The sequence below is a fragment of the Zestomonas carbonaria genome (assembly GCF_904061905.1).
GTDB classification, from domain to species: Bacteria; Pseudomonadota; Gammaproteobacteria; order Pseudomonadales; family Pseudomonadaceae; genus Aquipseudomonas; species Aquipseudomonas carbonaria.
Window position 1 is genome coordinate 1 of sequence record NZ_CAJFCI010000090.1, and the last position, 3,516, is coordinate 3,516.

Below are 3,516 nucleotides of genomic sequence, written 5' to 3' on the forward strand. Positions count from 1 at the left end.
CCCTCACCCCAGCCCTCTCCCGGAGGGAGAGGGAGTCATTAGTCACTTCATCAATTCGCGCTCGCCGGGCGTTTCACCCAGACCGGGGCGAGCTTGCCGGCGCTGCCGGTGACGTACAGGCACACTGCTTCGCCGCGTTCCAGGGCGACCGGCTTGAGGTCGCTGACCTTGCGGTCGCCGTCGAACAGCGCCAGGTTGACCTTCACCGGGTTGATCTCGCGGTCCCCCCGCCCTTGCGGGACGACGTTCTCCACCACCGGGGTCTTGCCGTCGGCGGTCTTCAGGGTGAGCGGGGTGTCGCTGAGGTTCTGCACGCGCAGCAGGGCCTTCTGCTTGTTCCTGAACGGCGGTTCCTCGACCAGCTTCGGCTGGCCGCCGGGCAGGTTGACCAGGGTGTAGTAGCGGTCCGGGTCGAGCTGCACCGAGACGGTCTGGTCGCCGACCTGGGCGCTGTAGCTGCCGCCGGGCAGGAAGCTGAAGTCGCTGCTGCCCTGCGGGCCGACGTCGTCGAGGCGGGTGTTGCCGACGTTGGCGCTGACTTCCTGGCCGGTGGCGTTGTAGACCCGCACGAAGGCCGAGCCCTTGGGCGCGGCGGGACCGTAGAGGGCGGCGTCGGCGGCGGCGTGGGCCTGCCAACTGAACAGTCCGGCGAGCAGCAGGGCGCCGGTGGTGGCGATGGACTTGCGGGCGAGGGTCGGTTTCATGGTCATGTTCTCCAGTGGTCTTGTCAGTCGGTTGCGCCGACCAGGCGTTCGTCGGTTGCCGCGGAGGCCTTGAGCTGGGCGACCCACTCGGGGTCGAAGCGGCTCAGGTCGGCGGCCATCGGCAGGTAGCGTTCCGGGAATTCCCAGATCACCAGTTGTGGCGGCGAATCCTTGAAGTCGTCGCTTTGCAGGTACTCGAGCATCGGTTGCAGCGGGCCGTTGCCGTCCTCGGCGTAGCTGACCAGGTCGCTGCCGAGGGCCTGGCGCAGGGCGCCCTGGAAGTTCCAGTTGGGGTTGGCGCTGTAGCTGGTGCCGACCAGCGCCACCGGCACCCGGGCGTCGTCGAACAGCGCTGCGGCATCGGCGCGCCCGGCGTCGGCGGCGCGGGTGGTGCGCTGTTGCAGGTGGTCCGGCGGCGGCAGCAGGTCGCTGAACAGCGGGTCGAGCGGCAGGAAGCGGGTCAGGTCGCCCTGGTACGGCGCGCGCTTGCCGAAGTCGGTGACGAAGCGTTGCGGCTCGTTGTCCAGCGGCAGGCGGCGCTGCACCGCCCGGCCGATGCGCTGGGCCGCCACTTCGGCGCCGTGCGGCGTCCAGTGGGTATCGGTGCGCAGGAACAGCGCGCCGTTGCCCTTTTCCTTCTCGAGGCTGGCAAGCAGGTCGGGAGCGACGATCCCGGCGCGGCGCGCTTCGAGGTGGAAGCGTTGGTAGAGGTTGTCGCGCAGGCGGGCCGGCTGCCGTTCGCCGAGGTGTTCCGGGTACAGGCGGGCCTTGGCCGGGACGATTGCCAGGACCAGGTCGATACCGCGCCGCTCCAGGCTCTGGCGAATGCCCTGGACCAGGCGCAGGTTGTCGTCGATGTTCTGCTCGGCACGGGGCTCGGGCTTGAACTCCTCGTCGCTGAACAGCCAGTTGTTGCGACCCAGCACCACACCGGGTCGGCCCTCGTCGAACAGCGTGTAGTCGAGCGCCGCCCAGAGGTTGGTGCCCAGGCGCTTGAGAGGGAATTCCTCGTCGTAGCGGGTCTCCACCGCCTTGGCCCACTTGCCGTCGAGGACGGTGGCGCGGGGCGGCACGCTGAAGCCGAGGAAGGCGCCCAGCGACCAGACGGCGAGCACCAGCAGCAGGGCGAGGAACAGGGCGATGTAGAGGAGGCGCAGGGAGCGGGTCATGGTCGGCGGTCCTCAGAACTGGAAGTACAGGAAGGGCGAGTAGCTCTGTGCCGAGAGCTTGAGGATCGAGGCGCAGAACAGCGCCAGGATCGCCGCGCGCAGCAGGGTGCGCGGCCAGTCGAAGGTGAGTGCCGCCGACGCGGTCGGCGCGCCCCCTTGCAGCGTGACCGGCTCGCCGCCCGCCTGCCCGGCGGCCTTGGCCTTGGGCGCGCGGCTGTCGAGCGGGTGGCGGTAGAAGTCGTAGAGGCCGCACACCGCGAGGGTCGCGTAGGCGAGCAGCAGGGTGGCGATCTGCAGGCCGGTGAGGTTGGCGGCGCCGAGTTCGGAGAGGCGCCAGTCGCCGAAGCTGAACATCGCCTGGTACATGCGCAGGGCCACGTCGAGGTTCTCGGCGCGGAAGATCACCCAGCCGAGCACCACCAGCAGGAAGGTCGTCGCCCATTTCAGCGGGTTGAAGCGGTGCGGCGCGGCGTCGATGCCCAGCGCTCGCTCGATGGCCAGCCACATGCCGTGCCAGGCGCCCCAGATCACGTAGGTGAAGTTGGCGCCGTGCCACAGGCCGCCGAGCAGCATGGTCAGGAACAGGTTGCGGTAGGTCTTGAAGGTGCCGCCGCGATTGCCGCCGAGGCTGATGTACAGGTAGTCGCGCAGCCAGGTGGAGAGGCTGATGTGCCAGCGCCGCCAGAACTCGGTGATCGACTGGCTGATGTAGGGCTGCTTGAAGTTCTCCATGAAGCGGAAGCCCATCATCAGGCCGAGGCCGATGGCCATGTCGCTGTAGCCGGAGAAGTCGAAGTAGAGCTGTGCGGTGTAGGCCAGCGCGCCGAGCCAGGCGTCGCCGGTGCTGGGGTTTTCCAGGGCGAAGCAGTGGTCGGCGACGATCGCCAGGGTGTCGGCGATGAACACCTTCTTGATGAAGCCCTGCATGAAGCGGGTGCAGCCCTCGGAGAACTTGTCGAGGGTGTGGGTGCGGTGGTTGAACTGGTCGACCAGGTCACGGAAGCGCAGCACCGGGCCGGCGATCAGGTGCGGGAAGATCGCCACGAAGGCGGCGAAGTCGATCAGGTTATGGGTCGCCGGGGTGTCGCCGCGGTAGACGTCGACGATGTAGCTGATCGATTCGAAGATGTAGAAGGAGATGCCGATCGGCAGCAGGATGTGGGTGAGCACGAAGGGCTGCATGCCGAACTGGCTGATGATCGCGTTGAGGCTGTCGACGCCGAAGTTGGCGTACTTGAAGTAGCCGAGCACGCAGAGATCGACCACCACGCCGAGGGTCAGCCAGCGCCTGGCCGCTTGGGTGCGCACGCCGGCGGCGCCGATGCGCAGGCCGATCCAGTAGTTGAACACCGTCACCCCGGCGAACAGGGCGAGGAAGTCCACGCGCCACCAGGCGTAGAAGATGTAGCTGGCGATCAGCAGCAGCAGGTTGCGATAGCGGTTCCCGCTCAGGTAGTACAGGCCGAGGAAGATCGGCAAGAACAGGAACAGGAACACGTTGGACGAGAAAACCATCCGCCTTTCTCCATCGAAGAACTGTCAGGGCCTCACGGCCCGCTCATTCCTCCCCGGTACTGCTTGCAAGGTGTCGCGCCCGCCCGCGTCTGTTGCGTGGGTCGGGGGTGGTGCTTGGGGGAGAGGGA

General features: G+C 67.7%; 3 protein-coding genes. All 3 read right to left on the minus strand.

Translation table 11 applies throughout. The features are described from left to right. Positions 1 to 50: 50 nt before the first annotated feature. Genes PSEWESI4_RS24240 through PSEWESI4_RS24250 form a run of 3 tightly spaced genes read right to left on the minus strand, consistent with a single transcriptional unit; the run spans position 51 to position 3,388 of the window. A complete protein-coding gene (locus PSEWESI4_RS24240; protein ID WP_187673806.1) occupies positions 51 to 710 on the minus strand; it encodes an alginate O-acetyltransferase AlgF in 660 nt (219 codons plus the stop codon). 17 nt (positions 711 to 727) lie between these two features. After that, positions 728 to 1,873, minus strand: coding sequence for an alginate O-acetyltransferase (locus PSEWESI4_RS24245; protein ID WP_187673807.1), 1,146 nt, complete (start codon positions 1,871 to 1,873; stop codon positions 728 to 730). Positions 1,874 to 1,885: 12 nt separating this feature from the next. After that, positions 1,886 to 3,388 carry an MBOAT family O-acyltransferase gene (locus tag PSEWESI4_RS24250; RefSeq protein ID WP_187673808.1) on the minus strand — a complete coding sequence of 501 codons (1,503 nt, stop codon included), beginning with the start codon at positions 3,386 to 3,388 and terminating at the stop codon, positions 1,886 to 1,888. Between the last annotated feature and the right edge of the window lie 128 nt (positions 3,389 to 3,516).

Coding starts and splice junctions, on each gene's coding strand:
- PSEWESI4_RS24240 (WP_187673806.1), bottom strand. CDS start 710: ATGACCATGAAACCGACCCTCGCCCGCAAGTCCATCGCCACCACCGGC.
- PSEWESI4_RS24245 (WP_187673807.1), bottom strand. CDS start 1,873: ATGACCCGCTCCCTGCGCCTCCTCTACATCGCCCTGTTCCTCGCCCTG.
- PSEWESI4_RS24250 (WP_187673808.1), bottom strand. CDS start 3,388: ATGGTTTTCTCGTCCAACGTGTTCCTGTTCCTGTTCTTGCCGATCTTC.